This window comes from Pseudomonas sp. LBUM1656 (assembly GCF_059716065.1).
This window is the reverse complement of record NZ_CP166800.1, coordinates 680809-704191: the sequence shown is the minus strand read 5'-3', so window position 1 is coordinate 704191 and position 23383 is coordinate 680809. Positions and strand designations below refer to the sequence as shown.

Below are 23383 nucleotides of genomic sequence, written 5' to 3'. Positions count from 1 at the left end.
GCTCTAAATAGCCGGCTCCGCGATCACCTCGAGCTGATAATTCGACATCAGCTCCGCCAACGTTGCGCTGCCGGAAACACCCTTTTGCCTCAGCAACTCGCTCACTATTTCCGAAACCGCACGTGATCGATAGCCATTGAGCGAAAGAAACACATCACCCCGCAACGCCACATCCGCTGAGTAAACGCCACGAAAAATCAGGCTATGCCCGCTATCCACGCCGTTCATCACCAAGTGTTCATCGACCAGGCTGACCCATAACTGATCCATGATCGAAGCGTCCAGAATCAGTTTCCCCGGAATCAAGGGTGGACGCTCAAGCGGATAACGACAATCGACGATCACCGATTCAAGTTTCAACCAGGCCGCTCGGTTCAGCCGGCCAGTCGTTGCCCCCTGCCCCATTTTGAGCACCAGGATGCTGACATCATCGGCAATCAACGGCAGAAGGTCAGTGACCGTCTTCGCCCCCTCGACCACCAGCACTTCGGCGTTTCGCTGCACATAGTCGAGTGGCCCGACAGAGCTTTTCTGCGGATAGGTGTGCAACAGCCCATCCCCGCTTTCGTGCAGCATCACATTGGTTTGATCCCGGGTGCCCACCAGCGTGTATTGCGCAGTAATGGCGGCTTTCGGAATCCGGATCAATCGTCCGGTCCGGACCACATACCATTGAAGGTACTCAGGGTCTTTGACCGACAGGAAATCGGCGCATCGATATTCGTTGGCCAGCGCCGCCAGCCCCTCACTCAAGGGGCCTTCCAGTGCCATGACCCAGCGGCTGTCCACACCCCTAATACGTACCAGTTCGTTGTGCTGTAAATCCACCTCCAGGCCATCGAGCGTCGTGGCCGTCAAGCCTGCACCCTCCACCTTCACGTCGGTAAAGATCCAGGGTGCCCACTCCTGCATCGGGGCGGGTAATGCCTCAGCGTGCAAAAGTCTGGTTCCTTGGCCGAATGCAGTGCTCAAAAGTTTCGAATCGATAAAGCGCTGGCGCAAAATCCTGCCCGTTGAGAGATCGAACAACCAGGCGGCTTGACTGTCTGGAGCGATACTCAGCAACCGCACTTCTTTGCCATGGCCGAGATCCGCGAGCAACAGACGATCCTCCAGGTACCAGGCGCACAATCCGGCGTCCCCCGCAAAGTTGGTCAACCCAAGGAGGGCGAAACTCGACACCGGGTAGCGCGTCGACACCGCTGGCAATGCAGACCACCACTGGGTTCGATCCTTGAACCAGGTTTCGGTCAAGCCGCCCAAGCGCAGATACCCGTCCGGCGTCATATTGAAGAACAGACCGGCGTCGGTCAGGGCGAGGTGGCCCTGCTCAACAGCAACAACATTTTTCAGCCCGGGAGGGGCAATTTCCCTGGACGACCATTGCACGCGTCCCTCCACCATCGATCGTTGCTGTCGCATGAGGCTTCCAACAGGCTTGTCGTAAGTGACGAACACCTCTCCCTCGGCACCAGCGGGAGCGACAAGCAAAAGGGTATTCAAAGCCTTGATCGAATCTTCCCATCCCCTCGCATGGTGACGTCGGGCAGCCGCACGGATGATCAACCCGTCCACATCGCGGACCCAGACCAGATCACGAGACGTGTCTTCGAACTGCCAACAAATCGAAACCAATGCAGCGGGGCGCCAATTTACGGTATCGATGGACTCTGCCGGCAACACATAGTCGCCCAGTACCTGCTTCCAGTCCGTGAGCGTGTCGCCCTGTAAAACGGCCTGCAATGCCGGATCGTGACCGCGGGTGATTGAGCCAAGCAACACGGCCCCTTCATGGATCATAAAAGTCAGCTCATCGTGCGGGCCATCCTTTGGCGTGGACTGCTGCACGACCTGAATGCCGCCGTTGGCCACAGCCTCACAGCGGGTAATGGTCAAGCCCTCGCTGACCAGCAAACGATAGCGTCGGACCAGCGTGCCGGTGGTCGCGTCGACCTGCCAGACATCGAAACTCTCGGGGTGATAGAAAAAGGCCGAGTCTTCGACCACCGCTCCCAACACAACCTCATCGGCCAACAAGACATTCGGGTCGCGGATATACAGAAAACGATCCTGAGCCGAGTCGTAATAGGCGACCACCGTCCTCGGCTCGTCCGGTTTTTCAAACGGCACCACAAAGTTGTGAACGGCGGTGTAAGGCATGGCCAGTCGGTGTGCACGAGCCAGTGATTTAAAGTGATCCAGCAACGCTTCCTCTCCGAGCGCCGGATCGGCCTCTTCTTCGACCACCTCCAACGTCAGGGCAACAAGATCAACGCGCATGATTGTGTTACCCGCAAGCTTGAGCAACACATCGTGAACACCGCCGCCTGTGAACGTCACACCCAACGTAGTCGAAATGAGGCGACCACCAGCGGCTATCCGGATGTCTGCCTCGGCCAGCCAGGGAGCCTGCAGCACCCAGCGCATGGCCGTGTGGCCGGGCGCCTCGAGCTCAAGGTTCACCCCGGGATTGAGCAGCACGGAGCATTGGGCACCGGCACCTTCGATCTGGTAGCTAACCAGGCCGTGCCACGCTTTTGGCAGAGCAGGCACCACCAGCGAGCGCTCAACGTTGTCGAGACGAACGTTGAACACCGTTGCTTTGTAGACAGGGTTCAGCCGGTTGACCACGTACTCGCCGGGAAACGAGTAGAACGAAAACAGAAACTGCCATTGCCCCTGTTCGTTCTTTTTCTCCAGGCGACGTGCCGTATCAAAGCCGCCGGCATGACGAAACGAGACAAACGGCAGCAACTTGTACTCATAGCCGTACCAGGTTTTTGGGGTGGCGGGCAATACGATCGTCTGCCCGGGCTGCGGCGAAAAAGACGCCGAGTCGGGCAACCCCAGGCCCTCGCGGATATCGGTGGCGCGTTCGTAATCCACATCGAAATCCGGGACCCCGAAATGGTCGCGAAGCGGGAACAGTTTCGGGCTGTCGAAACGTGCCGCCGATGCGCGCAAATCAAGCTCGGCGAATACCAGCAAGGGATGCGCAATCCAGGCATTCGAGGCCTTCTCCAGATGATAGCCGCCCTGTAGATAAGCCTTTTCCAGCCCCTCAAAAAACCGGGCGACTTCTTTGGCTTCCTCGGCAATGGTGGCAAATCCTTCGGCCAGCGCAGCGACGCCCACCGCCAACCCGCCCAGAATCACCCCGGCACCGCCCAGCACCGCCGCCACGGTACCGGCGCCCGCCAATGCCGCACCCAGCCCGGCTGCGCCCAACACGGCGCTCGCGGAATCGAACGCCAACTGCGTCCCGAACTGCGCCTTTTCAATGTCATTGGTGGCATGGCTCAACTGGTAAATATCAAACCCGACATTCACCATCCCCAGTACCGTACCGACGCCTTCATTGGCCACATGACCCAAGGCCTTTTGCACCAACGGCGCACTGGTGCGGGCGATCAGCTTTTCATCGTCCAGCGCCTGTCGCACCAGTGCCACAACGCCAATCACATCCACCACGTTGCCGTGGACCAATTGGGCGTAGTTGACGTAGGCATGCAAGCGAATGGCAGTGGTCAGTGCCTTGTCACCACCGCTGTCCGCGCCTTCGTGATGACGCAGTGCGTTCATCAAGGCTTGCACGGTGAAACCGGCATTGAGCGTATGGACGCTGCCGGCGTCCGTCGGGTCAGACAGGCTCGCCGCTTCATGCGGTTGCGCTGCCAACGCATGGAAGGTTTGCGAGAGGTAATTCTTGATCCTCAGGAATCGCGGATCATCGGTGGTGACGCGCACAATGGTGTGAGCTGGATCGGTATCGACCAGACTGATTTTGTACTCGCCTGCCGGGGTTATCTCCAGGGTCTCGAACAACGCGACGGTGCCCGACGCCAGCCCGTGTTGCTCCTGCAACTGCCGTGTCGCCTGCGCGATCTGTCTGCCCCACCAGTGAGCGTCCAGTTCCAGTAACGAACTGCCCAGCACCGCGTTGTTGACCAGCGACTGCCCTCGCGCACTGGCCAGCCGCTGCCTGACTCTAGGCACCTGTTCTGGCAGGCTGCCCGAGTCGGAAAGACTGGACACCCGGACACCCGACGGCAGTACTTTTGCATTGAGCCTGGCGGCGTCGAGTTCAATCAAATCAAAGGTCGGACGAGCGGGTTCGCCATAAACGGCGTAAGGCCCCGCCATCTCTTGGCGAACAAAAAAATGGGTCAACGCTGTGCTGAGCGCTACAGCGGTATCGAACTCGAACACACCAAAATTCGGGTCGTAGAAATGATAGGTACTGCGCTCACCAACACGACTTTTGGCCAGCAGCATCGAGTGATTATCCGAGTTGAGCATCAACGTGCCGCTGCCGGTTTTCCCTTCAAGCGTCGTGATCACCTGTGTCAGATCGGAGCGCACTACCGGTCCGCCGAGGTCATGGACGTCGACGTCGCGAAGCTCTTCGAGAATGCTCACGAATGCACTCGAGTCGCGGGTATCGGGTTCAATGACCGCCAGGTAAAAACGCTCACGAAGGATGTTGCCCGCATCGCTCCCCTTGCCGATCGCCGCCGCCATGGCCAATGTCAACGGGTAACAACGCCCGGCGATCCGGTCACCGGCGCCCTGAAGCAACAAGTCTTGAGGCACCAGTTTGAAACTGCCGTGATCGAAGCTTTCCAGCACACCGGTCATGCGCTCGCTGATGCGGTCACGGAATTCGAGTTTTGCCACCTGCTGAATCCGGGCGACCTGGCGCCCCCATTGCAGCAAGGTCAGTGATTGCTCCAGCGCCTGCCTCTTCAGCTCGATGCTGGTCTCGGAAAAGGCTACGGAAGGTGTCGAGGCACTGGCCAGACCGTCAACGAACGCAGGGTGATTCTCCTTGAACAACTCCCGCTCAATAGCCCCGTAACGGTGTGACACACCCAGTTCAGAGACGTTGTTGGCGAGGTTTTCCAGCCGTGCGCGGACCTGGTCAAAGTTGCGTTGATCCATGGCTCGCGCGCCCAGCAAAGACCCCATCAAAAAACGCTGCCGGGGATCAAGTTGCTCAACCTGCAAAGTTCCTCGGCCAATGCGGTGAAGCAATTCATCCAGAGGTAAATCCCTGGTAGCCGGCTCACCGACCAACGATGGGGGTAGAGCGACCTCCTGCGCAAGAATGGATTGACGCTCGTCAAAACTCAGCGGCAACGGCTTGTCGAAAGTCACCTCACCGGTGGTCCGCTGACTCATCGCTCGCAAAAAGGGTTCACCAAGCTGTTGCGCCAGGGATTGCAGCAATTCGGTCGATAACACATGTCGACCTTCAATAACGGGCCAGCCATGGTCGAAATGGATGGTCTGGCTCTTCAGCAACTGATCCACTTTGCCAACGTAACGCGCCTTGAACTTTCCGCTTTCCCAACGTTGCCGTTCGTTCTTGAGCCAGGCATCGGCGTTACTTTCGTTTTCTTTCCAGGAATGGTCTTGCTCCTCCTCCGTCTGCCGGTTCACCGTTGCGATGGGGTCAATAGCCACATCCTTTCGCCAGGCGCCTGCGGCACGAGGGGTGAAATGCATTTTTGCGTAATCAGAGAGCGCATCGCGCATCGCAGCAGGCCCGGTCAGATAGATGGTCACTTCGCTTTGGGGGCGAATGCCGTCGCTGAAGTAAGACGCTGCGGCCTGGGCCAGAAGAAACTGCGCAGGTTCCAAATGTGTCGGCAGAGCATGCAAGCTGGCGAACTTTTCTTCGACGACTTCCAACGCAATACCACTCCTGGCCTCACCGTCAATAGCGGCGATCCGGCGTTCCATGGCCAAGCGGGCCGTGGTATCAACGATCTCATAATTGAGTTTGAAGCGATCGATGACCGCGTTCAACATCGCCGACCCGGGATGAGCCATGAGAAACGCATTACTCAGGCTGCCCTCCTCGGCGACCGCTCGCAGTCCGTTCGGACGAACGAGACGTTCTTCGGGCGCGCGAAAAACACTGGTCAACGGCGGGTGATTTTTCGCGAAATGTTCCAGCGTCGGGCGATGCTCTTCAGGAATATGCTCAAGGTAACTTTCATACTGACTTCTTGATGCTTCGCGACCAGGCATCCATTGCGGGTTTTGGTCCAGCAACAATTGCAGCACGCCCAAGCGTGCATCGCTGCTGAATTGACTGATGTCCACATCGCCCATCATCCTCACAAGAGGTGGCAGGTTATCGACATCCGCATAATTCCCACCTTCAGCCATCAAGGCCTCAATGCGTGCCACATCGGAGGCCGCGGCGAAGTTTCCTCGCAGACTGATTTCCCGTTGGTAAATGTCCTGCAAGTGAAGCGGAGTTACATTCGCCGCAAGATCACGAAGTTCCATCCCGCTCTCGCCCAGTACCGAAATACTCTGGTCATTTTTATCACGCAAGGCTTTCAAGCTTGCTTCATTCTGGCCATATCCACGGACCAGAAGATCAATTCGTGCTTCATCCGCGCTAACACCGCGCCCTACCGCTTTATTAATATGGGCGAACATTTGTTGTTTGAGAACAATGGCCCGCTCCTCATATTTATCACCAAGATCAAAATGCGATTTGGCGCTTTGACCGCCATTCACCATCGCGTCAGCCTTCGCCGCCTCGACAATGATCCGGTTGGTTTCATAGGCCAGTAACGCATCGCTGTCGTACCAGAGCTTTACGGTATAGCCCTCTCCAGCCAACACCGTTCTCCAGACATTGATGTAATCGCGCTGAATCGTTCCGAGGCCACCTCCAAGCCAGACGAAGTGCAGATTTTTCGGCACTTCTGTGGCCGTGGCACTCAGGTGTTCAATGCTGTCGGACAGGCGAACCTGAAAGCCTTCAACTCTGTCTCGGATTTCCGTCAGACCCAGGGCCGCAGCGCCCTGCTGTGCAGTTGGCGTTTCTATTCCCGTCGCACGTCGACGCCGGTGACTGGGCTCGACAAAAGACCCGAGCGCCTCGCGCAGCAACCCCAGTGGGGCAAGCATTCGCGGAAAATCGAGCATGGCGATACAAGCGAAGTAATATCGAAACACCGCATCGTATTCGTCTGTCCCTTTATGTTCCTGTAACGCTTGTTCTAGATCAGACAGTTTAAATAGATCAATAAAATTGACGTAGCCGTTCACATGACGAGCTGCTTGCTCACCCATAAAGATACTTCCCTGTAAAAATAACAGCGGGCGACCCACCAAGGCGGCCTTCTCAAAAAACACTAACCGAAGGAGCTTCCAGTCTCAAAAAAGAAAACAAACAATTGATGACCAACCGAACATTCAGAAACTTTAAAACCACAAAAAACCACAAACAAAAAACAATTAAAAAGACAGCCATCAACGAAGGCGGCAGTTCTCTTTACCCCAGAGCAAACATTAACTTACATCAAGACATCGAACCGTCTGCCACAAAGACTTCCTGTTCATTCACGACAGACCGGTTATAAAAGCGGCCTCAGGACGAGGCCGCCGACTTTTACGAAGTTGGCTTGTCGCCGTACCAACGAGGCGTATACACCCAGCTGCCACCTTCGGCGCGCGGGAACACGCAGGTGGTGGAAGAACCGATCAGCACCATGGTGCGCATGTCGACCTGATCAGGGGTCAACTCACCGAGCGTGGTGACACGCAAGGTCTGGCCCGGACGACCAATGTCGCGCCCCAACACCACCGGCGTTTCAGCGGTGCGGTGCTGCGCGACAATCTCCAGTGCTCGCCCCAATTGCCAGGGACGCGATCGAGAGATCGGGTTATAGAACGCCAGCGCCAGGTCAGCCTGAGACGCCAGGTCCAGCCGCTTCTCGATAATTGCCCAAGGCTTGAGGTTGTCCGACAAGGACATCACACAGAAGTCGTGGCCCAGCGGCGCGCCAGCCTGAGCCGCTGTTGCGAGGGACGCAGAGACGCCCGGAAGAATCTCCAGATCAACGCTGTGCCAGCCCGGCTCACTCGACTCGTGCAACGCTTCGAGTACTGCCGCGGCCATGGCAAAAACACCCGGATCGCCGGACGACACCACCACCACCGACCGTCCTTGAGCCGCCAGTTCAAAGGCGTGACGAGCGCGCTGCATTTCCTCGCGGTTGTCGGTGCAATGCAGCACCTGATCCTCACGAAACGGCCCGGCCATGCGCACGTAGGTTTCATAACCGAGCACATCGTTGGCGCGCGCCAGTTCGGCCTTGACCGCAGGCACCATCAGTTCGGCGGCGCCAGGGCCCAGGCCGATCACGGCCAAACGACCGCGTGCGCGACCGATCTGTGCAACCTCCAGTGGCTGGCTGGCCACCGCGATGGCGATGCCGGTATCCGCCGACACCACGGTTGCGCTCGGCACGGTGTGACGGGCCAGCTCGCTGACATCGCCGTTGACCGAGGTAAACCGCAGCGGCACGCCCAGCTCAAGTGCCGCCTCACGCAACGCAGGATTGGCCATGTGCAGTTCGCTGGCCAGCAGACACGCCAGCGACTGCACGGCAATGTTCGCCTGATGCAGCGCCGTGCGAATCGCATTCGGCAGATCCGCCACCTCGGCGCTGACCGCCACCAGCACGCTGCGTGGGTAGATCAGCAATTCATTGGTCGCCGGCGTGCGCTCGGCACTGCCGACGTGGATCGACAACGGCGCCTGTGGGTCTTCCGGCAGGTGCGCTTGCGCCAGCCACGGCGCGGCGCCTTCGATGCGCACGCTTTGACCCGCGAGCAAATCCGAGACAAAGCGTTTACCCAGTTCCAGGTCGCCGAGGGCGTAACCGCTCGGTGGATTGAGCAGGCAGGTGCCGAAGCGCAATTCGCCGCTGGTGGTGATCGCCGCAGCGACCTCAAGACCGGCAGCAATCTCCCGCGCCATGACGTTCACGCCACCGAGGCCGCCGAGCAGCGGCACCACGGCGCTGCCATCTTCGGCCACGGCCAGCACCGGTGGCTCCGCACCCTTCTCCAGCAGCAATGGCGCCAGTGTGCGAATCACGATACCCGCCGCGCACAAAGCCACGATCGGCGTGTCCTGCTGATAGAACTCACGCAAGGTCGCGCCGAACTCGTGATAGACCCGGTCCGCACCTTCAACCCGCTCGGCCAGGCCATGGATCAAGGCGCCGGGATAGACCTGCTGAATCTTGCGCGCGGTCGCAAGGCTCCCGTTGCCGAGAATGACAATCGCCGGAACTGGACGGGCCATCAGCCTTGCCACCTTTCACCGGGAACGATGATCAGCGAGAAGTACGGCGAGGACATCGGCTCGACCTGATCCAGCGGGACGATTTTCTGATTGGCCATGGTCGCGCGTTCGACGTACAGCGCGCGCTCTGCCAGACCGAGTTCTTCGAGTACCTGACGGACCTTGGGGAAGTTGCGCCCCAGCTTCATGATCACCGCCGCGTCGGCATCGGCCAGACGACGCTTGAGATCGTCGGCGGGCAATACACCCGACAGCACCGACAGACTCTGATTGCGATACACCAACGGCGCACCCAGCACCGAAGCGCCACCCAGCATCGAGCAGACGCCCGGCACGACTTCGGCTTCGTAGCGTTCGGCCAGGCGATCGTGCAGGTACATGTAGGAGCCGTAGAAGAACGGATCACCTTCGCAGATCACCGCCACGTCACGACCGGCATCCAGATGCGCAGCAAGTTCTTCGCCGGCTGCATCGTAGAAATCGCTGATCACTTGCTCATACGACAGCGGTGCCGGCAGCGCTTCGGTGGTCACCGGATATACCAGCGGCAGCAGCGTTTGCGCGTCCTGCAAATGCGCTTCGATGATGCCGAAGGCGTTGCCCTTTTTGCCCTTGGCGACGAAGTACGCCACCACCGGCGACTCGCGCAGCAGGCGCAGGGCTTTAACGGTAATCAGCTCCGGATCACCGGGGCCGACGCCCAGGCCGATCAAGCGTCCAGGGGTCTGCATCATTCGATCTCCGTGGCGAGGGCGTTGACGGCAGCGGCGGCCATGGCACTACCGCCCAGCCGGCCTTGCATGATGACAAACGGCACGCCGCGACTGTCTGCCGCCAGCGCTGCCTTGGATTCGGCGGCGCCGACGAAGCCGACCGGGAAGCCGAGGATCAGCGCCGGTTTCGGTGCTCCGGCATCGAGCATTTCCAACAGATAGAACAACGCGGTCGGTGCGTTACCGATCACCACCACGCTGCCTTCCAGATGCGGGCGCCACAGCTCCAGCGCGGCGGCGGAACGGGTGTTGCCCAGCTCACGGGCCAGCTCAGGAACGCTTTCATCGCGCAGGGTGCAGATCACTTGATTGTTGGCCGGCAAGCGCGTGCGGGTCACGCCTTCGCTGACCATCCGCGCGTCGCACAGGATCGGCGCACCCGCGGCCAGCGCCTCGCGTCCGGCCTTGCCTGCGCCTTCCGAGAATTGCAGGCCGTCGATGGCATCGACCATGCCGCAGGCGTGGACCACCCGCACCGCGAGTTTTTCCAGATCGGCCGGGATGCGCTCGAGGTTGGCCTCGGCACGAATGATCGCGAAGGAGTTGCGATAGATCTCCTGACCGTCGCGGATGTAATCAAGCATTAAGGGGGCTCCGTGAGCGGGCGTCGAGCAAGGCCGCGACCGCTTCAATAGTAAGGTTGCGTGCGTGCAGCGCGCCGAAACCCGGCTGCGCTGCATCGCGAAAATAGAGGTCGTAGTGACCGGAAGAAACCGCCAGCAAGGTCACTGGTGCAATGTGCGCGGCCGCGCAGGAACGTTGGCAGCCGGACAGATGAACGTTCAGCGTCTGACCGTGGCGTTGCAGCAGTGCCGCCAGTTGTCGGGCGTCACCCTTGGTGTCGGTCAGGCCTTTACCGCAACCGGTCGAGCCGGTGCAGGCGATGAGATGCGCCAGGGCATCGTCAGGCGAGCAGCGCAGACCGAGGTGTTCAAGGTTGTGGATAACTTGAGGCGCATTTTCGCCATGAACACCGGGCAGTAACAGGCTTTGCCAAGGCGTGAAACGCAGAGTGCCGTCACCCTGTTCACGCGCCAGTTGTGCGAGGCCTCTGAGCATCGCCGGGTTGAGGCGGCCCAGCGGCGGTACTGCACCGATGTACACACGTCCGGCGTCCCGCTGTGGGTGAGCGCCGATGTGCAGGACACTTGGAGTTGCCTCGCGGTGCCAAGCCTTGATCGACATCAACGGCACACGCTCGGCGAGACGCGCGAGAAACGTGTCGAGCGCACACTCGGCGAGCAGGTGCCGCATGCGGGTCTGCTCGGGGCGCGCCAGTTCCAGAAATAACTCCATCACCGCGACCACCAACGCATGCCCCCGCTCCAGCGACACTGCGCCTGCGGGCGTTTCGACAAGGCAACCCGCCAGACCGAAGGCAAACACTCGCTCACCGTCGCGTTCAGCAGCGGACAACCAAAGATCATGAGGGTGTTCGAGCATCGCCAGACCTTCGCCGCCATCCAGTTGCACAGCGAACTTGGCGCTGAGATCGTGAAAGCGCTCATCGCTTTGCAGCGTGGTGAGGATCTGTTCGGCCAGCGGGCGGGTATCGATCAGCATCTGCCGATCAATGCCGGCGCCGGGGCTGAGCATCAGATTGCGCACGTCATCGCCCGCCGCGCTGGTCGGGCCGAGCCCGGTCGCCATCAGGCTATCGATCAAGACCCCGTGTTCACTGCCGATCCCGCGAATCTGCAGGTTGGCGCGGTTGGTGGCCTCGATCACCCCGCCAGCGAAGCGCTCGGCGGCGTCGGCCACCGCCTCGGCTTGAGCCGCGCTGATTGAACCGCCAGTCAATTTGATCCGGCAGATGCCGCCATCCAGTGCCTGGACAATACGCAGCAACCCCGGGCAGGCCGAGGGGCGGAAGGCTGAAGACATCGGGCGTTCGTTCAAGGGGGCGACCGGCTATGGGGAAAGACGCTTCGAGGGCGAAGGCGCGGTATTATGCCTGCTTTGTTCGACGGCATGAAAAGCCTGCCCGTCGGAACAGCTCGTTTGCGACTATTTTTGAGGGCTACAGATGTCACCCTGGCTGACAGTAGTGGGAATCGGCGAAGACGGCTTCAAGGGCCTGGACAAAAACGCCCGCCACGCCCTGTTGCGCGCTTCGCGGATCATTGGCGGTCAGCGGCAACTGGATTTGCTGCCGGCCTGCATCCGTGGCGAGCGGCAGTTGTGGCCCAGTCCGTTTTCCCTCGACCCGGTTCTGGCACTGCGTGGCGAACCGGTCTGCGTGTTGGCCAGCGGTGATCCGATGTTCTTTGGCGTCGGTGCCAGCCTGGCCCGGCAACTGCCCAGTGATGAAATGCTGATCCTTCCCGCGCCCTCCTCCTGCTCGCTCGCGGCGGCGCGAATGGGCTGGCCGTTGCAGGAGGTAGTGACGCTTTCGGTAGTTGCCCGGCCCATCACCGCACTCAACGCGCAGCTGTTCAGCGGCGTGCGCTTGCTGGTGCTGAGCAACGATGGCCAAAGCCCCGCCGCCGTTGCGGCACTGCTGCGTGAACGCGGTTTCGGTCCAAGCCGTCTCAGCGTGCTGGAACATCTGGGCGGCTCAGCCGAACGACGCATCGACGGGGTGGCCAATGACTGGAACGACCCGTCGGTCGCCGATCTGAACCTGATCGCCATCGAGTGCATCGCCGAGCCGAATACCCCGCGTCTCTCTCGACTGGCCGGCCTGCCGGATTCGGCCTTCCAGCACGACGGTCAACTGACCAAACGCGACGTCCGTGCGATCACCCTTGCGCGCCTCGCACCGGTCCCCGGCGAACTGCTGTGGGATGTCGGCGCCGGCAGCGGTTCGATCGGCATCGAATGGATGCGCGCTCACCCCGGTTGCCGCGCGCTGGCGATCGAAGCCGATGAAGGTCGGCAACGGCTGATCGAACATAACCGCGATGCCCTCGGCGTGCCCGGTTTGCAGCTGATTCGTGGCAGTGCACCGCAGGCCCTGGCCGGGCTCGAACGTCCGGATGCGATTTTTATTGGTGGCGGGGTCACCCGTGACGGTGTGCTCGACACCTGCTGGGCGCAGCTCAAACCCGGTGGTCGACTGATCGCCAACGCGGTCACGTTGCAAAGCGAAGTGACCCTGATGGCCTGGCGCGAACGCCACGGCGGTGAGCTGACCCGCATTCATGTTGCTCAAGCCCAACCGCTGGGCGAGTTCGACACCTGGCGTCAGGCGCTGCCGATTACCCTGCTGGACGTGACGAAGCCCCTCGATGCGTGACGAAACCGCCGAACAACCCGCCCCGCTGCGCAGCGGCCTGACCACCGGCAGTTGCGCCACCGCGACCAGTCTCGCGGCGGCACGTTTGTTGTTGAGCGGGATGGGTGCGGACGCCGTGGAAATCGTGTTGCCCAAGGGCAAGCAGGTGCAGATGCGTCTGGAGTTCTGCCGACTGATCGACAACGGCGCCGAAGCCGGAACGATCAAGGACGCCGGGGATGACCCGGACGTGACCCATGGCGCGCTGTTGTATTCCCAGGTTCGACTGAGTGGCGAGCCGGGTGTCCGTTTCAACGCCGGTCGCGGTGTCGGCACGGTCACCCGGCCGGGGCTGGTGCTGGGTGTCGGCGAGCCGGCGATCAACCCGGTGCCGCGCAAAATGATCACCGAGCACTTGACGCTATTGGCCGACGAACTCGGCTACGGCGGCGGCTTTGAGGTCACGGTCAACGTCGAGGACGGCGAGGCGCTGGCGTTGAAGACCATGAACCCGCGACTGGGCATTCTGGGCGGGCTGTCGATCCTTGGCACCAGCGGCATCGTCCGGCCGTTTTCCTGCGCGGCCTACATCGCCTCAATCCACCAAGGCATCGACGTCGCCAAAACCAACGGCTACCTGCACATCGCCGCGTGTACCGGCAACGCCAGCGAAGACACCATGCGCCGCGTCTACGACCTGCCGGAAATCGCCCTGATCGAAATGGGCGACTTCGTCGGCGCCGTCCTTAAACACTTGCGCAAAGTGCCGGTGGATAAACTCAGCCTGTGCGGTGGCTTCGGCAAGATCAGCAAACTGGCGGCCGGGCACATGGATTTGCACAGCCGGCATTCCAGCATCGACCTGCCGCAACTGGCCGAGTGGGCGGCGGCGATTGGCGCCGATGAGGTATTGCAGCAAGGCATTCGCGAAGCCAACACCAGCCAGCAAGCCCTAGCGATGGCCAGCGCGGCGGGCATCGCCCTTGGTGATGCGGTGTGTCAGCACGCGCTGGACTTTGCTCGCAGCGTGGTGCCGGCGCAGGTTCAGGTTGAAGTATTTGCCATCGATCGCCAGGGCGGGATTGTTGGCCATGCGGGAGCTTTTCAATGAAGCGCATTTTGCTGCTCGGCGGCGTGACCGAAGCCCTGGCCATCGCCCGCACGCTGGGGCCGGAACACATCTACAGCCTGGCCGGTGTCGGTCGCGTGCCGACGGACCTGACCTGCCAGGTGCGCGTCGGCGGTTACGGCGGAGCCGAAGGCCTGGCGCAGTTCATTCGCGATGAAGGGATCGACCTGCTGCTGGACGCGACCCATCCCTACGCTGCACAAATCAGCCAAAACGCCGCCACCGCCGCGAAGCAGACCGGCATTGCATGCTGGGCGTTGCGGCGCCCGGCCTGGCAGCCGCAAGCCGGAGATGACTGGCGGGACGTCAGCAATTGGGCGGAACTGATCGAAGCCCTGAAACCCTTCCGCCGACCGCTGTTCACCCTCGGCCGCGAACCCTTGCAGCACCTGCACGAAATTCCGCCGGAGCAATTCTGGACCCTGCGTGCACTGGACGTTTACCCCGGCAACGAACGCTGCGAAGTGATCGGCGCGCGCGGGCCGTTCCTGATCGAGGATGAACGTGAGCTGTTTGAGCGGCGACAGATTGATGTGTTGATCAGCAAGAACAGCGGCAGCACCGCGACCGAGCCGAAGCTGGAAGTGGCACGGGAATGCGGGGTGCCGGTGATTGTGTTGCGGCGGCCGGTGTTGCCGGGGGTGGATCGGGAGCTTGGGTCGGTGGCAGATGTGCTGGCAGCCCTAACCGCAAAATCCACCACATGACGTGTAGCAGCTGGCGAAGCCTGCGTTCGGCTGCGCAGCAGTCGTAAATCCTGACACCACGGTTTACCTGCAGAATCGCGCTGCATGATTTTACGACTGCTTCGCAGCCGAACGCAGGCTTCGCCAGCTGCTACAAAAAATGTGTGAGGTTGAGCCGGGCGGTACTGGCAATCCGAAATTCGCGACTATCATCAAGGTTATGAAAGCATGGCGCTGCGACACCACACCGCACACCGCTTTTTTACTTATCGGCCCTGATCAGGCTAAATAGCCGCGCCTGATCGCCCACCCAACGGATTTTGTCCCATGTCCCGACAACGGCTCGCAATTGCCTGGATCGCCTGCTTCGCAGTGCTGTTCAACATGCTCGCCATGCCGATGACCGGAGCCATGGCGCAGTCGGCGAAATCACCCGCCGAGCAATTGTTGTGGGGCAGTTTCTGTACGTCCAGCGGCACGAAGATGGTGGCTATTTCCCTGGGCGACCTTGAGCAAAAAGCCCCACAGAACGACGATCATTCCAACATGCAGCATTGCTGGTGCTGCTCAGGCTTCGCATCGCTCGTGGCGTTGCCTGGGCATGTGCCGCAGCTGTATTTCGCCCGTTTCGAGGCCAATCGAAGCGTGCCTGCCACCGCTCTCGAAACACCCACCCCGCGCCAGCAATGGCCGAGCCTCAACCCCCGCGCTTCCCCTCTGGTGTGATTCCTTCTCGCAATTGAACTGCGTCTTGAATCGCTCTGGAGAACCGCCATGTTGAACAAACTCATCGTTCTGGCTGCGTTGCTGCTGCCTGCCTGCTTTGCCAATGCCCACGAATACAAGGCTGGCGAACTGGAGATCGCTCACCCGTGGTCGCAGGAGTTGCCGCCCAACGCGCCAACCGTAGCGGCCTATTTTGTCATTCAGAACCCAGGCAAAACCACAGACCGCCTGCTCGGCGTCGACTCGCCGATTGCCGGTGAAGCTCAATTACATGAGCACATCATGCAAAACGATCTGATGAAAATGCAGCAAGTGCCGAGCGTCGAGATTCCTGCCGGTGGCAACGTGACGTTTGCGCCGATGGCCTATCACGTGATGCTGGTAAACCTGAAAGACCGCAGCCTGCTGAGCGACGGCAAGCGTTTTCCGCTGACGATGCACTTCGAAAAGGCCGGTGATGTGACGGTCGAAGTCTCGGTGCAGAAGAAGCCGCCGGAAGATTCGCAGATGCACGCCCACGCCCAGTAATCGACTGAGCAGAACACGCCATGCGCCCGCTTAGCGCCAGGTCATCCGCCCACCGTCGTCAGTCGTCTAGCCTGACGCGCGGCAGCTGGATCAGCCTGTTCGCCATGCTGATGATCTTTATCGGCCCGCTGATTTCTCAGTCGATGCCGATGGATCAACGCGCCTCGTCGATGTCGATGAGCATGTCGATGGACATGAGCATGGACATGTCGGCCATGGAGCACGCCGACCACGGCGCGCAACCCGCCGCCGAGCACTGCCCGCCCAAAGCCTCGCACCACGCGCTCTGGGAAAAGTGCGGCTATTGCAGCCTATTGTTCAATTGCCCGGCGCTGACCGGCGGCCAGACCTTCGCCGCATTCGACACGCCAACCGCCACCACCTTCACCACCCCTTCCCCGCGCCTGGGCCACGCCCGGCAAACCTTTTTCCCTGGCGCCCGAACCCGCGCGCCACCCATCGTCGCGTAAACACGCACCACTGAGTTCACACGGTTTCGAAGACAGCCACAGGCTGCCGGCCGTGTCGTTTACGACTGTTCGATGGAAATTGTCATGTCCAGGTTTGCTGCTGACACACGCTTGAGCCCTGCCCAAGCTTCTTTTGCCCTGAACGAATCGAGTATTCGTTTCAGGCACGCCACCGCCGTCCTTTGCGGCGCATTGCTGACACCCTCGGTGTTGGCCAACGAACACGCGGGCCACAGTGAAGATCTGAGCCCGACGGTGATCACCGCCATCGCGCCGAGTTCGCCACTGACCATCGTCACCAACCCCAAGGACCCGCGCCAACCGGTTCCGGCCAGCGACGGCGGCGACTACCTGAAAACCATCCCCGGCTTTGCCTTGGTTCGCAATGGCGGCACCAACGGTGATCCGGTGCTGCGCGGCATGTTCGGTTCGCGCCTGAACATCCTCACCAACGGCGGCCAATTGCTCGGCGCCTGCCCCGGCCGTATGGACGCGCCCACCTCCTACATCTCGCCGGAAACCTACGACAAACTCACCGTCATCAAGGGCCCGCAAACCGTACTGTGGGGACCGGGCGCATCGGCGGGCACCATCCTCTTCGACCGTGAACCGGAAAGCTTCGGCGAACTGGGTACGCGCGTGAACGCCAGCGTATTGGCCGGCTCCAACGGCCGTTTTGACAAAGTGGTGGACGCCGCAGCCGGCGGGCCGTTGGGTTACGTGCGGGTGATCGGCAACACCGCGCATTCCGACGACTACCGGGACGGCAACAACGACACCGTGCCGTCGCGCTACGACAAATGGAACGGCGACGTGGCACTCGGCTGGACGCCGGACGCCGACACCCTGCTGGAACTGACCGCCGGCAAAGGCGATGGCGAAGCGCGTTACGCAGGGCGCGGCATGGACGGCTCGCAGTTCAAGCGTGAAAGCCTGGGCCTGCGGTTCGAGAAGTCCAACATCGGCGACGTGCTGGACAAGGTCGAAGGGCAGATCTACTACAACTACGCCGACCACGTGATGGACAACTACACCCTGCGCACGCCGTCGGGCACCGGGATGATGGCCGGCCCGATGGCCTCCAACGTCGACCGCCGCACCCTCGGCGCGCGAATCAAGGCCACCTGGCGCTGGGCCGATGTGCAGTTGATCAGCGGCATCGATGCGCAGACCAACGAGCATCGCCAACGCGGCAGCATGGGCATCGATACCTACAAGGACCTGCCGTATACCAAGGATGCCGACTTCCATAACTACGGTGTGTTCAGCGAACTGACCTGGTACGCCACCGACCGTGACCGGCTGATTACCGGCGCGCGCCTGGACCGTGCCTCGGTCAAGGATTATCGGCAGACCACCGGTTCCGGGATGACGACCCGCCCCAACCCGACCGCCGACGACACCCGCGTGGACACCTTGCCGAGCGGCTTCGTCCGCTACGAGCATGACTTGGCCGACAGCCCGACCACGTTGTATGCCGGCCTCGGTCACACCCAGCGTTTCCCGGATTACTGGGAGCTGTTTTCACCCAAGTCCGGCCCCGCCGGATCGGTGAATGCCTTCGATTCGATCAAGCCGGAAAAAACCACCCAGCTCGATTTCGGCCTGCAATACAAGACCGAAGACCTCGAAGCCTGGGCTTCGGGTTACGTCGGGCAAGTGCGCGATTACATCCTGTTCAACTACACCCCGACCATGATGGGCACCACTTCCCAGGCTCAAAACATCGACGCGCGAATCATGGGCGGCGAACTCGGCGCGGCCTACCAACTGACCTCCAACTGGAAAGCTGACGCGACCCTGGCCTACGCCTGGGGCAAGAACAGCAGCGACGGCAACGCATTGCCGCAAATGCCGCCGCTGGACGCGCGTTTCGGCCTGACCTACAGCGAAGACAACTGGAGCGCCGGGGCCTTGTGGCGCGTGGTCGCGGCGCAGAACCGCATCGACCGGAACAAGGGTAACGTCGTCGGCAAGGACTTCGACAAGACCTCGGGTTTTGGCGTGTTCTCGCTCAATGGCGCCTACCGTATCAACAAGAACTGGAAGGTCAGCAGTGGCGTCGACAACCTGTTCGGCAAGGCGTACGCCGAGCATTTGAACCTGGCCGGCAACGCCGGTTTTGGCTACCCGGCCAATGACCCGCAGGCCATTAAAGAACCGGGGCGAACGCTCTGGACCAAGGTGGACATGAGCTTCTAAGAGCATCGCGGGCAAGCCAAACGCTACCCCTGTGGGAGCGGGCTTGCTCGCGAAAGCGGTGTGTCGGTCGATATCAATGTTGGCTGTGCCGCCGTCTTCGCGAGCAAGCCCGCTCCCACAGGGTGGTGTTGAGGCCAGGCCCGCGATCGATTGCCAAACAACTAAAAGAACCAAGCCAAAGCGGAGCAGACGTGATGAAACAGCCCAAAGTGAATTTCTACAACCTGGCCTGGCGCTGGCATTTCTATGCCGGTCTGTTCGTCGCGCCATTCATGGTGATGCTGGCCCTGACCGGCGTCATTTACCTGTTCAAGCCGCAACTCGATCCGTTGATGTACGGCAGCCTGATGAACGTCCCGGCCGGGCATCACAGCGTCCCGGCCGACGACCTGCTCAAGCGGGTGAAACAGGCGTATCCACAAGCCACGATCAAACAGTACCTGCCACCGGTCAACGCCGAGCGCAGCGCTCAATTTGTGGTGATCAATGGCGGTACCGAGCTCAACGTCTTCATCGATCCCTACCAGGGCGACATCCTCGGCGAGCAAGACGCCAAGAAGAATCTGCAAGCGGTGGCGCGAGCGATTCACGGTGAGTTGATGATCGGCACTGTCGGTGATCGGCTGGTCGAACTGGCCGCTGGCTGGGGCGTCGTGCTGGTGGTTTCCGGCGTGTTCCTGTGGTGGCCGCGTGGCCAGGCCGCGGGTATTTTGTGGCCGCGCCTGACCAGTCGCGGTCGGGTGTTGTGGCGCGATTTGCATGCCGTCACCGGCTTCTGGGGCGCGTCGTTGCTGCTGGTGATGCTGCTCAGCGGCATGACCTGGACCGGGTTCTGGGGCCAGAAATACGCGCAGGTGTGGAACGTGTTCCCTGCCGCGATGTGGGACAACGTGCCCAAGTCTGACATCGAGGCCCGCAGCCTCAACACCGCCACCCGCCAAACTGTGCCTTGGGCCATGGAAAACACGCCGATGCCGATGTCCGGCGACCACGCCGAACACATGGCCCACGACGGCGCACAAGCCGGCCCTGCCGCGCCGACCATCAGCCTGCAAGACGTGCAGAACATCGCCGTGCAGCGCAAGGTCGAGCCGGGTTACAGCATCACCTTCCCAACCACTGCAACGGGCGTATTCACCATCGCCGTGTTTGCCGACGACCCGCGCAACGACGCCACGCTGCATGTCGATCAGTACACCGGCGATGTCCTCGCCGACGTGCGTTACGAACAATACGGCACCGTCGCCCGCGCCACGGAAATCGGCGTGATGTTGCACGAAGGCAAGATGTTCGGCGTGTTCAACCAGATCATCGTGTTGCTGATCTGCCTGATGATTTTGCTCAGCGCGGTCAGTGGCGTGGTGATCTGGTGGAAGCGTCGCCCGCAAGGCAAGTTCGGTGTTCCGCCGTTGCGCCACGACCTGCCGAAATGGAAAACCGCGATGGTGATCATGTTCGCCCTGGCCGTGGCATTTCCGTTGGTGGGGGCATCGCTGGTCGTGGTGTGGGTGCTGGATCGCGTGCTGTTTTCGCGGTTTACACGCCAAACTGAATCGGCCTCATCTTCATCATGAAACAGGCGAGATGCGCGGTTTAGAGGGATCTGTAGACTTTCCGCGCTTATCTCCCGGTCAAATTTAGTGTTACGGTATAACCACAAAACACCCTTCTGATTCAAAGGCCCCATCGCGAGCAGGCTCGCTCCCACGGGATTTGCGCGATCCCTGTGGGAGCGGGCTTGCCTGCGATAGGGCCATCAGCCGCACCGAAAATTTCAGAGTTAACGCATGACCTCGCTGAACCTCACAAACCTCGCCTGGACTCCCCTGGGCCACGGCCATTGCCATCACCAGTTCCAGCTGCGTGATGCCTCCCTGCACGTGGCCGGCGGTGAGTTGGTCGGGTTGATCGGCCCCAACGGCAGCGGCAAGACCAGCCTGCTGCGTTGCGCTTATCGCTTCAGTAAGCCGGAGAGCGGCGAGGTCCGGCTTGACCACCACAACGTCTGGAAGCAATCCTCTCGCTGGTGCGCCAGACGCATCGCCGTGGTGTTGCAGGAATTCCCCGACGCCTTCGGCCTGACCGTAGACGAGGTGGTCGCCATGGGCCGCACACCGCACAAAGGCCTGTTCGATGGCGACACCAATGAAGACCGAAATCTGGCGACTCAAGCATTGGAATCCGTCGGCCTCAAAGGCTTCGAAGACCACGCCTTCGCCACCCTGTCCGGGGGAGAAAAACAACGTGTGATTCTCGCCCGCGCCCTGGCCCAGCAACCGCAATTGCTGATTCTCGATGAGCCGACCAACCACCTCGACCCGCGCTATCAGCTCGAACTGCTGCAATTGGTCAAACGCCTGAAAATCGGCACCCTGGCCAGCATCCACGACCTCAATCTGGCCGCCGCCTTCTGCGATCGTTTGTACGTGATCAATCACGGTCGCATCGTCGCCAGCGGCACACCGAAAGAAGTCCTGACCGCCCCGCTGCTGCGCGAAGTATTTGGCGTGGAAGCGTTGATCGATGAACACCCCTTGCACGGCTACCCACGAATCACCTGGATAACCCAACCATGACTTTGCGTTCCCTGCTTTGCGTCACCCTGTTGCTGGGCAGTGCCCAAGCGTTGGCCGAAGCCACGAAATACCCGTTGACGATCCAGAGCTGCAACCGCGAAGTGACGTTCAGGCAAGCGCCGAAACACGCGGTCAGCCACGACATCAACATGACCCAGATGATGCTCGCCCTCGGCCTCAAGCCGAGCATGGCCGGGTACAGCGGCGTCACGGGATGGAAGTCGGTCACGCCCGAGATGCAGACCATCCTCGACGGTTTGCCAGAGCTGGCAGCCAAATACCCGTCGGTGGAAACCCTGCTCAACGCCAATGTCGATTTCTTCTTCGCCGGCTGGGATTACGGCATGCGCGTGGGCGGTGACCTCACGCCGCAAACGCTCCAGCCATTGGGTATCAATGTCTACGAGCTGACCGAGTCCTGCGCCTTCGTCATGAAGCGCCCACCGGCCAGCCTGGAAGACACCTACAACGACCTGCGCAACCTCGGCAAAATCTTCGACGTACAAGATCGCGCCAATGCCCTGATCGCCGACATGCAGGCGCAAGTCGCCGAAGTGCGCAAGGATTTGCCCGCCGATAAGCCGCGGGTGTTCCTCTACGACAGCGGCGAAGACCGCGCCATGACCTCCGGCCGACTCGGCATGCCACAGGCGCTGATCGATGCAGCGGGCGGGCGCAACATCCTGGACGACGTCGAGGCCAGTTGGACTCGGGTCAACTGGGAAAACGTGGTCGAGCGCAATCCGCAGGTGATCGTGATCGTCGATTACGGCGAAGTCACCGCCGAGCAGAAGGAGCAATTTCTGCTCAGTAACAAGGCGCTGCAATCGGTGGACGCGATCAAGAACCAGCGCTTCATCGTGATTCCATACGTGCAGGCCACCCCGGGCATCGACAACGTGCTGGCGGTTGAAACCCTGGCCAAAGGTTTCCACGGCGAATGATGGATCGTCGCTATGCCTTGCTGCTGGTGGCGCTCGGTGCGTTGTTGCTGGTGTCGTGCGTGGTGACGCTGGGCTTTGGCCCGGCGCGGGTTCCGGTGGACGTGGTATGGCGGATCCTGCTGCACAAGATTTTGGGTATCGGCGTTCCGGACTGGACCGCCGGGCAGGAACACATCGTGTGGTTGATCCGTGTGCCGCGCATGCTGCTCGGTGCGTTGGTGGGTGCTGGCCTGGCGCTGATTGGCGCAGTGTTGCAAGCGGTGACGCGCAATCCGTTGGCCGACCCGCATCTGCTCGGGGTCACGTCTGGCGCGACCCTTGGCGCGGTGATCGTGGTGCTGCATGTCGGTGAAATCGTCGGGCTGCTGACCTTGCCGATCGCAGCGTTTATCGGCGCGCTGCTGAGCATGTTGATCGTGCTGATGATCGCCAATCGTAACGGTCGCCTGGACAGTGATCGGCTGTTGTTGTGCGGCGTGGCGGTGTCGTTCGTGATGATGGCGATTGCCAATTTGCTGCTGTTCCTCGGCGATCACCGGGCGAGTTCTGCGGTGATGTTCTGGATGCTCGGCGGTCTCGGGTTGGCTCGTTGGGAGTTGCTTGCGGTGCCGGCCGCCAGTGTGTTGCTGGGTTTGGTTTTGCTGCTGGGCATGGCCCGACCGCTGAATGCGTTGATGGCCGGTGAACAGACAGCCGTGACCCTCGGCCTCAACGCCCGGACCGTGCGCCTGCGGGTGTTTTTGATTGCGTCGCTGATGACCGGCGTGCTGGTGTCGATCAGCGGGTCGATCGGGTTTGTCGGGCTGATGGTGCCGCATATTGCCCGTCGATTGGTCGGCGCCGAACACCGGCGTTTGTTGCCGGTGTGTGTGCTGTCGGGCAGTGTATTTCTGGTGTGGGTCGATGTTGCCGCACGCACCCTGATCGCCCCCGAGGACTTGCCCATTGGCGTGGCCACGGCGGCGATTGGCGGGTTGTTTTTCATCGGCCTCATGCGCAAGCGTTGACCGG

General features: G+C 61.0%; 16 protein-coding genes. 11 read left to right on the top strand and 5 right to left on the bottom strand.

The genetic code is table 11. The features are described from left to right. Positions 1-3: 3 nt before the first annotated feature. The 5 genes from ACA072_RS03060 to cobG all read right to left on the bottom strand — a co-directional run bounded on the left by ACA072_RS03060 (position 4) and on the right by cobG (position 11778). Complete coding sequence (locus tag ACA072_RS03060; RefSeq protein WP_497623045.1) at positions 4-7098, bottom strand: TcdA/TcdB pore-forming domain-containing protein; 7095 nt, start codon at positions 7096-7098, stop codon at positions 4-6. A gap of 319 nt (positions 7099-7417) precedes the next feature. Beyond that, positions 7418-9121, bottom strand: a complete 1704-nt coding sequence (cobJ, locus tag ACA072_RS03055; RefSeq protein WP_497623043.1) for a precorrin-3B C(17)-methyltransferase — start codon at positions 9119-9121, stop codon at positions 7418-7420. Further along, a complete protein-coding gene (locus ACA072_RS03050; protein WP_497623041.1) occupies positions 9121-9855 on the bottom strand; it encodes a precorrin-2 C(20)-methyltransferase in 735 nt (244 codons plus the stop codon). Before ACA072_RS03050 ends, cobJ begins: the two co-directional genes overlap by 1 nt. Next, complete coding sequence (locus ACA072_RS03045; protein WP_497623039.1) at positions 9852-10478, bottom strand: precorrin-8X methylmutase; 627 nt, start codon at positions 10476-10478, stop codon at positions 9852-9854. The genes ACA072_RS03050 and ACA072_RS03045 overlap by 4 nt, the downstream gene beginning before the upstream one ends. Next, on the bottom strand, positions 10471-11778 hold the full coding sequence (gene cobG / locus ACA072_RS03040) for a precorrin-3B synthase (RefSeq protein ID WP_497623037.1): 1308 nt from the start codon (positions 11776-11778) through the stop codon (positions 10471-10473). The genes ACA072_RS03045 and cobG overlap by 8 nt, the downstream gene beginning before the upstream one ends. A gap of 142 nt (positions 11779-11920) precedes the next feature. Here cobG and cbiE point away from each other — a divergent pair, with 142 nt between their 5' ends. From cbiE to ACA072_RS02985, 11 genes are all read left to right on the top strand, one after another. Next, a complete protein-coding gene (gene cbiE / locus ACA072_RS03035; RefSeq protein ID WP_497623035.1) occupies positions 11921-13132 on the top strand; it encodes a precorrin-6y C5,15-methyltransferase (decarboxylating) subunit CbiE in 1212 nt (403 codons plus the stop codon). Next, positions 13125-14222 carry a cobalt-precorrin-5B (C(1))-methyltransferase gene (locus ACA072_RS03030; RefSeq protein ID WP_497623033.1) on the top strand — a complete coding sequence of 366 codons (1098 nt, stop codon included), beginning with the start codon at positions 13125-13127 and terminating at the stop codon, positions 14220-14222. Before cbiE ends, ACA072_RS03030 begins: the two co-directional genes overlap by 8 nt. Beyond that, positions 14219-14947, top strand: a complete 729-nt coding sequence (locus ACA072_RS03025) for a cobalt-precorrin-6A reductase (protein WP_497623031.1) — start codon at positions 14219-14221, stop codon at positions 14945-14947. Before ACA072_RS03030 ends, ACA072_RS03025 begins: the two co-directional genes overlap by 4 nt. Before the next feature lie 306 nt (positions 14948-15253). After that, positions 15254-15652, top strand: coding sequence for a DUF2946 domain-containing protein (locus ACA072_RS03020; RefSeq protein ID WP_497623029.1), 399 nt, complete (start codon positions 15254-15256; stop codon positions 15650-15652). 48 nt (positions 15653-15700) lie between these two features. After that, a complete protein-coding gene (locus tag ACA072_RS03015) occupies positions 15701-16180 on the top strand; it encodes a copper chaperone PCu(A)C (protein ID WP_497623027.1) in 480 nt (159 codons plus the stop codon). Positions 16181-16200: 20 nt separating this feature from the next. Beyond that, a complete protein-coding gene (locus ACA072_RS03010) occupies positions 16201-16650 on the top strand; it encodes a DUF2946 domain-containing protein (protein ID WP_497623025.1) in 450 nt (149 codons plus the stop codon). A gap of 84 nt (positions 16651-16734) precedes the next feature. After that, positions 16735-18852 carry a TonB-dependent copper receptor gene (locus tag ACA072_RS03005; protein WP_497623023.1) on the top strand — a complete coding sequence of 706 codons (2118 nt, stop codon included), beginning with the start codon at positions 16735-16737 and terminating at the stop codon, positions 18850-18852. 194 nt (positions 18853-19046) lie between these two features. Beyond that, positions 19047-20426 (top strand): PepSY-associated TM helix domain-containing protein, encoded by a 1380-nt coding sequence (locus tag ACA072_RS03000; protein WP_497623021.1) that lies wholly within the window; start codon positions 19047-19049, stop codon positions 20424-20426. Between the two features lie 213 nt (positions 20427-20639). Beyond that, positions 20640-21428 carry an ABC transporter ATP-binding protein gene (locus ACA072_RS02995; RefSeq protein ID WP_497623019.1) on the top strand — a complete coding sequence of 263 codons (789 nt, stop codon included), beginning with the start codon at positions 20640-20642 and terminating at the stop codon, positions 21426-21428. Beyond that, positions 21425-22372, top strand: coding sequence for an ABC transporter substrate-binding protein (locus tag ACA072_RS02990; protein ID WP_497623017.1), 948 nt, complete (start codon positions 21425-21427; stop codon positions 22370-22372). The genes ACA072_RS02995 and ACA072_RS02990 overlap by 4 nt, the downstream gene beginning before the upstream one ends. Then, positions 22369-23379, top strand: coding sequence for a FecCD family ABC transporter permease (locus ACA072_RS02985; protein ID WP_497623015.1), 1011 nt, complete (start codon positions 22369-22371; stop codon positions 23377-23379). The genes ACA072_RS02990 and ACA072_RS02985 overlap by 4 nt, the downstream gene beginning before the upstream one ends. Positions 23380-23383 lie beyond the last annotated feature (4 nt).

Bases quoted from the DNA above. Each gene is read 5' to 3' on its own strand.
- ACA072_RS03010 (WP_497623025.1), top strand. From the start codon at position 16,201: ATGCGCCCGCTTAGCGCCAGGTCATCCGCCCACCGTCGTCAGTCGTCT.
- ACA072_RS03050 (WP_497623041.1), bottom strand. From the start codon at position 9,855: ATGATGCAGACCCCTGGACGCTTGATCGGCCTGGGCGTCGGCCCCGGT.
- ACA072_RS03025 (WP_497623031.1), top strand. From the start codon at position 14,219: ATGAAGCGCATTTTGCTGCTCGGCGGCGTGACCGAAGCCCTGGCCATC.
- cobG (WP_497623037.1), bottom strand. From the start codon at position 11,778: ATGTCTTCAGCCTTCCGCCCCTCGGCCTGCCCGGGGTTGCTGCGTATT.
- ACA072_RS02990 (WP_497623017.1), top strand. From the start codon at position 21,425: ATGACTTTGCGTTCCCTGCTTTGCGTCACCCTGTTGCTGGGCAGTGCC.
- ACA072_RS03015 (WP_497623027.1), top strand. From the start codon at position 15,701: ATGTTGAACAAACTCATCGTTCTGGCTGCGTTGCTGCTGCCTGCCTGC.
- ACA072_RS03030 (WP_497623033.1), top strand. From the start codon at position 13,125: ATGCGTGACGAAACCGCCGAACAACCCGCCCCGCTGCGCAGCGGCCTG.
- ACA072_RS03005 (WP_497623023.1), top strand. From the start codon at position 16,735: ATGTCCAGGTTTGCTGCTGACACACGCTTGAGCCCTGCCCAAGCTTCT.
- cbiE (WP_497623035.1), top strand. From the start codon at position 11,921: ATGTCACCCTGGCTGACAGTAGTGGGAATCGGCGAAGACGGCTTCAAG.
- ACA072_RS03000 (WP_497623021.1), top strand. From the start codon at position 19,047: ATGAAACAGCCCAAAGTGAATTTCTACAACCTGGCCTGGCGCTGGCAT.
- cobJ (WP_497623043.1), bottom strand. From the start codon at position 9,121: ATGGCCCGTCCAGTTCCGGCGATTGTCATTCTCGGCAACGGGAGCCTT.
- ACA072_RS03020 (WP_497623029.1), top strand. From the start codon at position 15,254: ATGTCCCGACAACGGCTCGCAATTGCCTGGATCGCCTGCTTCGCAGTG.
- ACA072_RS03045 (WP_497623039.1), bottom strand. From the start codon at position 10,478: ATGCTTGATTACATCCGCGACGGTCAGGAGATCTATCGCAACTCCTTC.
- ACA072_RS02995 (WP_497623019.1), top strand. From the start codon at position 20,640: ATGACCTCGCTGAACCTCACAAACCTCGCCTGGACTCCCCTGGGCCAC.
- ACA072_RS03060 (WP_497623045.1), bottom strand. From the start codon at position 7,098: ATGGGTGAGCAAGCAGCTCGTCATGTGAACGGCTACGTCAATTTTATT.
- ACA072_RS02985 (WP_497623015.1), top strand. From the start codon at position 22,369: ATGATGGATCGTCGCTATGCCTTGCTGCTGGTGGCGCTCGGTGCGTTG.